Source organism: Microvirga sp. P4_G7 (genome assembly GCF_056401005.1).
Genome location: NZ_JBFUKD010000300.1, coordinates 1 through 4,314, shown reverse-complemented (window position 1 = coordinate 4,314; position 4,314 = coordinate 1). Strand labels below are relative to the sequence as shown.

The 4,314-nt window shown below is 63.5% G+C and carries 6 protein-coding genes; 2 read left to right on the top strand and 4 right to left on the bottom strand.

Going from position 1 to position 4,314, the window contains the following annotated elements; translation table 11 throughout:
* Window positions 1-10 precede the first annotated feature (10 nt).
* Window positions 11-1,015: a P1 family peptidase gene (locus AC1DT3_RS13225; protein WP_477465713.1), complete on the bottom strand. Its 1,005-nt coding sequence runs from the start codon at window positions 1,013-1,015 to the stop codon at window positions 11-13.
* A 94-nt stretch (window positions 1,016-1,109) separates the two neighbouring features.
* Here AC1DT3_RS13225 and AC1DT3_RS13220 point away from each other — a divergent pair, with 94 nt between their 5' ends.
* Window positions 1,110-1,838 (top strand): cytochrome c biogenesis CcdA family protein, encoded by a 729-nt coding sequence (locus tag AC1DT3_RS13220; protein ID WP_477465712.1) that lies wholly within the window; start codon window positions 1,110-1,112, stop codon window positions 1,836-1,838.
* Between the two features lie 7 nt (window positions 1,839-1,845).
* On the opposite strand, the gene AC1DT3_RS13215 is transcribed toward AC1DT3_RS13220, so the two are convergent.
* On the bottom strand, window positions 1,846-2,742 hold the full coding sequence (locus tag AC1DT3_RS13215; RefSeq protein ID WP_477465711.1) for a GGDEF domain-containing protein: 897 nt from the start codon (window positions 2,740-2,742) through the stop codon (window positions 1,846-1,848).
* 226 nt (window positions 2,743-2,968) lie between these two features.
* Here AC1DT3_RS13215 and AC1DT3_RS13210 point away from each other — a divergent pair, with 226 nt between their 5' ends.
* On the top strand, window positions 2,969-3,436 hold the full coding sequence (locus AC1DT3_RS13210; RefSeq protein WP_477465710.1) for a DUF1203 domain-containing protein: 468 nt from the start codon (window positions 2,969-2,971) through the stop codon (window positions 3,434-3,436).
* A 3-nt stretch (window positions 3,437-3,439) separates the two neighbouring features.
* Here AC1DT3_RS13210 and AC1DT3_RS13205 read toward each other — a convergent pair whose 3' ends face one another.
* Entirely contained in the window at window positions 3,440-3,835 is a 396-nt protein-coding gene (locus AC1DT3_RS13205; protein WP_477465709.1) for an ACT domain-containing protein, read from the bottom strand.
* 149 nt (window positions 3,836-3,984) lie between these two features.
* Window positions 3,985-4,314, bottom strand: a 330-nt coding sequence (locus AC1DT3_RS13200; RefSeq protein ID WP_477465708.1) for an ABC transporter substrate-binding protein, incomplete at its 5' end; no start/stop codon positions are given.

Below are 4,314 nucleotides of genomic sequence, written 5' to 3'. Positions count from 1 at the left end.
GTGAAATAGCTCATCCCGTCAAGAACCGATCCTTCCAGGCCGGCAATCCGCCCGGAAAGGGTAGGGCGGTCGCCTCGTAGACGCCCCGTGCGATGGCGCGCGCCAAGCAATCGCCCGCGAGCGCCGCGATGACCGTGAAGTCGGCGGCCTCGTCCTGCAGCGGCTTTCGGCCGGTCGCGGCCGAAAAGACGGCGTCGCCGTCGTGAAGGGCATGCGCGAAGCGCAGCGCCTTCGCCAGGCCGCCATTGGCCGCGACCGCGAGGCGCTTGGCCTGCGCTTTGGTCAGCACGGCGTCCGTCGCCACCAGCGCGATGGTGGTCGAAGGCTGAGGCGGCCTGCTCTTCCACGACAGGCTGCGCATCTGGGGCGTCACGCGCGGCGGCTGGCCGAGGCCGCCGAACTCGTCGCCCTCCTCGAAGGCGCCCGCCCAGAAATACGGTTCGTCGCCGATGGTCGCCGCGGCGATGGCGTTGACGACGGCCAGGGCGCCGACCGTGTGGCCCGACGGCGTGAGCGTGCTGGCCGATCCCAGGCCGCCCTTCAGATTGACCGTCGTCGCGCCGAAACCGCCGCCGATGGTGCCGAGGTCGAATTCCAGGCCGGCGCGCGAGGCCGCCTCGTAGGCCAATTCCCGATAGGGCGGATAGCGGCCCCATTGCTTGTCGCCGCCATTCAAGAGGTCGAAGATGATGGCCTGCGGCACCAGCGGCACCCGGACCGGCCCGACGGGAAAGCCGATGTTCCGCTCGCGCAGATAGGCCTGCACGCCACTCGCGGCGTCCAATCCGAAGGCGGATCCGCCCGAGAGCACGATCGCATCGACGCCGGGAACGAGCTTGTCGGGATCGAGGAGATCTGTCTCCCGGGTGCCGGGCGCGCCCCCCAGTATCGAGACCGATGTGACCGCCGGGCCTTCGAAGAGGGCGACCGTGACGCCTGAGGCGAGCGCGGCGTCGTGGAAATTCCCGACGCGCACGCCATCCACGTCGGTGATAAGGTTGCGAGGACCGATCATCCGACCAGACAACCGCGATTCTGCGACCTTCACAAGCTAGCGACGAGACCCTGTCGCGTCTTCCTCCCGCCGGAGAGACGCACTAGAAGGCCCCATGCTCAATGTCTCGCTTCCAGCGGCCGTCCTCGGCGGCCTGATCAGTTTCCTCAGCCCCTGCGTCCTTCCGCTCGTGCCGCCATACCTGTCCTTCCTGGCTGGGACCACCTTCGATCAATTGAGCGAAGGCGATGACAGGGCCGTGCGCCGGCGCGCCGTTCTGGCCGCTCTTTTGTTCGTCGCCGGATTCTCGACCGTTTTCGTCCTTCTGGGCGCGACCGCGTCGGCCTTGGGACAGGTTGTGCGGCAATACCTGGACGTTCTCTCCACCATTGCGGGTCTCGCCATCATCGTGATGGGCCTGCATTTTCTCGGGTTGTTTCGGATCGGCTTTCTCTATCGGGAAGCGCGCTTCACGCTCGACAAACCCATCGGCCTTTGGGGCGCTTACCTGATGGGTCTCGCCTTCGCGTTCGGCTGGACGCCCTGCATTGGTCCGGTGCTCGCGGCGATCCTCGCCGTGGCCGGCTCCGAGGCCAGTGTTTCGCACGGCGCGCTGCTGCTCGCCGCCTATTCCGCAGGGCTCGGCATTCCCTTCCTGCTCGCCGCCTTCGCCATGAAGCCGTTCGTTTCGCTTCTCAAACGTGTGAAATCCCGCTTCGGCGTGGTCGAGAAGACGATGGGCGTTCTGCTCGTCTTGACAGGCATCGCCTTTCTCACGGGCTGGACGACGACCATGTCCTTCTGGCTGTTGGAGACGTTTCCGGTTCTGGGACGTCTCGGATAGCCTGAGGTCATCCCACAACACGGTTGCGGCCCTCGTTTTTCGCGCGATAGAGCAGGTCGTCGGCACGTGCGAAGAGAGCGCCGGTATCCGCGTCGTCCGGCTGCGCCGATGCGACGCCGAAACTCGCGGTGACTGTTCCCGTTTCAAGGGATGCGAAGGCCTTTTCCGACATGTCGGCCTGCAACATTCGCGCGATCTCGGCGGCGGCGGACAACATCGTGTCGGGGAGAACGATGCAGAACTCCTCGCCGCCCGATCGAGCGAACAGAGCGGACGTGGACACCGCGTTCTTGACGAAACGGCTCACCCCAATCAGCACGGCATCACCCATGGCATGACCATGCAGATCGTTGATCGATTTGAAGCGATCGAGATCGAAGAGGATGATGGACAAAGGCGCACCGGATCTGCGTGCACGGTTGAACTGTTCGGCGGACTTGCTCATGAGCCAGCGCCGGTTGCCGATCGCGGTGAGGGCGTCGGTGTCGGCAGCGCGCGCAAGGTCGTGAATGGCGGTATCGAGATCCTCCAACGTATCCTGCACTTGCGCGAGCATCTGCCCGGCCTCGTCCGTGAAGTGGCGCGGGAGCGAGGGCAACGTACGCCGCTCGCGGTACGCCTTCAATGATGCCGCCGCCAACTTGATCGGCGCCATCATGCCGTACACGCAGGCGAGCGTGATGCCTGTCGCGATCAGGGTCGCGACCAACAGAACGAAGACTTGCAGCCAAATCTGCGGACCGGCGGCGCCGCTCAGCACGATCGCCGTGACACAGAACGCGATCAGCGGAATGTGCGTGCCGATGAAGCAGACGAACAGAATGCGCCCGATATAGCTGCGCGGCCAGGGGAGCCTGTCGAGCACGCTGTAGATGCCAAGCGTAGGCGCCGAATTGTTCCTCATGGTTGGGCCCTTCGATCGGGGAAATGGGAAATCGGCGCGTAGACTGGAGCTGCTGAATCTCTGACGCGTTCTGCGATATTGGACGATATGAGCGTGCGGGCCATGGGATCGAACGATTTGGGCACGTCCTTGTTCCGGGATGATACGCGCCATCGTCAAAGCAAGAAACGGAGTGCGTTCGCGTGTCGATGCGCCAGCATGAGCGCCTATTTGCTGGAGATGAACCATGTCGTTCCAATGTCGCGGGCTCGACGCGCAAGGCTTCAACCCGATGTTCGCACTTTCCGATCAGGACCTGACGGCTCTCGGCGCGCATCGGGTCCTTGCCGATGAGCCGGATGCCTATCCTTGCCGGGTCTCGCTGCGACGCGTCGCAAAAGGGGACGAGCTTCTTCTCGTCAATCACATTCATCAACCGACATCCACATCGCCCTATCGCGCGAGCGGACCCATATTCGTCAGCCGCGCGACGCAAGCGGGCTACTTCCGCGAAGAGCTGCCGCCGATCCTGCGAGACAGGCTGCTCTCGCTGCGGGCCTATGACGCTGCAGCGTTCATCGTGGACGCGGAGGTTGGCGAGAACGCCGGTGCGGTGCAGGTGATCGAGCGATTTCTCGGCAATCCCGACGTCGCTCACGTCGACGCGCATTTCGCGAGAAGGGGCTGCTTCGGCGCGCGGATCGAGCGGCTTTGAAAGCTATCGCCGGACGGCGTGACCGACGCCGGTGAGAGCCGCGATGGCGCGTTCCAAATCGCGCGCTTTCACCAGCACGTAGTCAGTGCTGAACGTGGAGGAGGCGAAGATGCCGATCTTGGCATCGGCGAGGGGCTGGAGCACAGAGGCGAGAATCCCGGCGACGCTGAAATCGAACGCTTGCTCGATGCGAAGGCAGCGCCAACCGAGCTCGATTTGTGCCTCCTCGGATGCGAGATCCTGCGACGCGAGATCCTGCGGACAGACAAGGGTCGTTTCATCGGCGGCCTGGATCAAGACGCTGAAGGCGCAACGGGGAGGCGTTGCGACACTTGCCATCGGCGGAAAGCGGCAGACCGCGTAGGCGTCCTGAAGCAAGGACAATGTGAGATTCGGCATCCGCAGATGTTTCTTTCGAAGGTCAAGGCGAGTGAACCAAGGCTGGCGAGCTAAGGCCGGTGAATGAGACCGGCGAACATGGTCAAGAAAAAAGCCCGCCTTGTCGTGCAAGGCGGGCTCTTTGTTAGGCGGCTCGAAGAGCCGACCGATTACATGCCGATTTCGTTACCGGAGTAGTCGATCTTTCCGTCGGCGCCCTTCTTCCAGACGTACATGATGTAGTCCGGACGGGTAATGTCGCCCTTCTTGTCGTAGCTGATGTCGCCGATGACGGTCTTGAACGGCTTTCCGGCCGTCATGATCGCAGCCATCTTCTTTCCATCGGCGGCGCCAGCCTGCTTGGCGGCGTCGGCGAGGATCTGCGTAGCCGCGTAGCTGTACAGAGTGTAGGCTTCGGGGTCGTAGTTCTTGGCCTTGAACTTGGCCACTACGTCCTTCGCGTTCGGATTCTTACGCGGATCCGGCGAGAAGGTCATGAG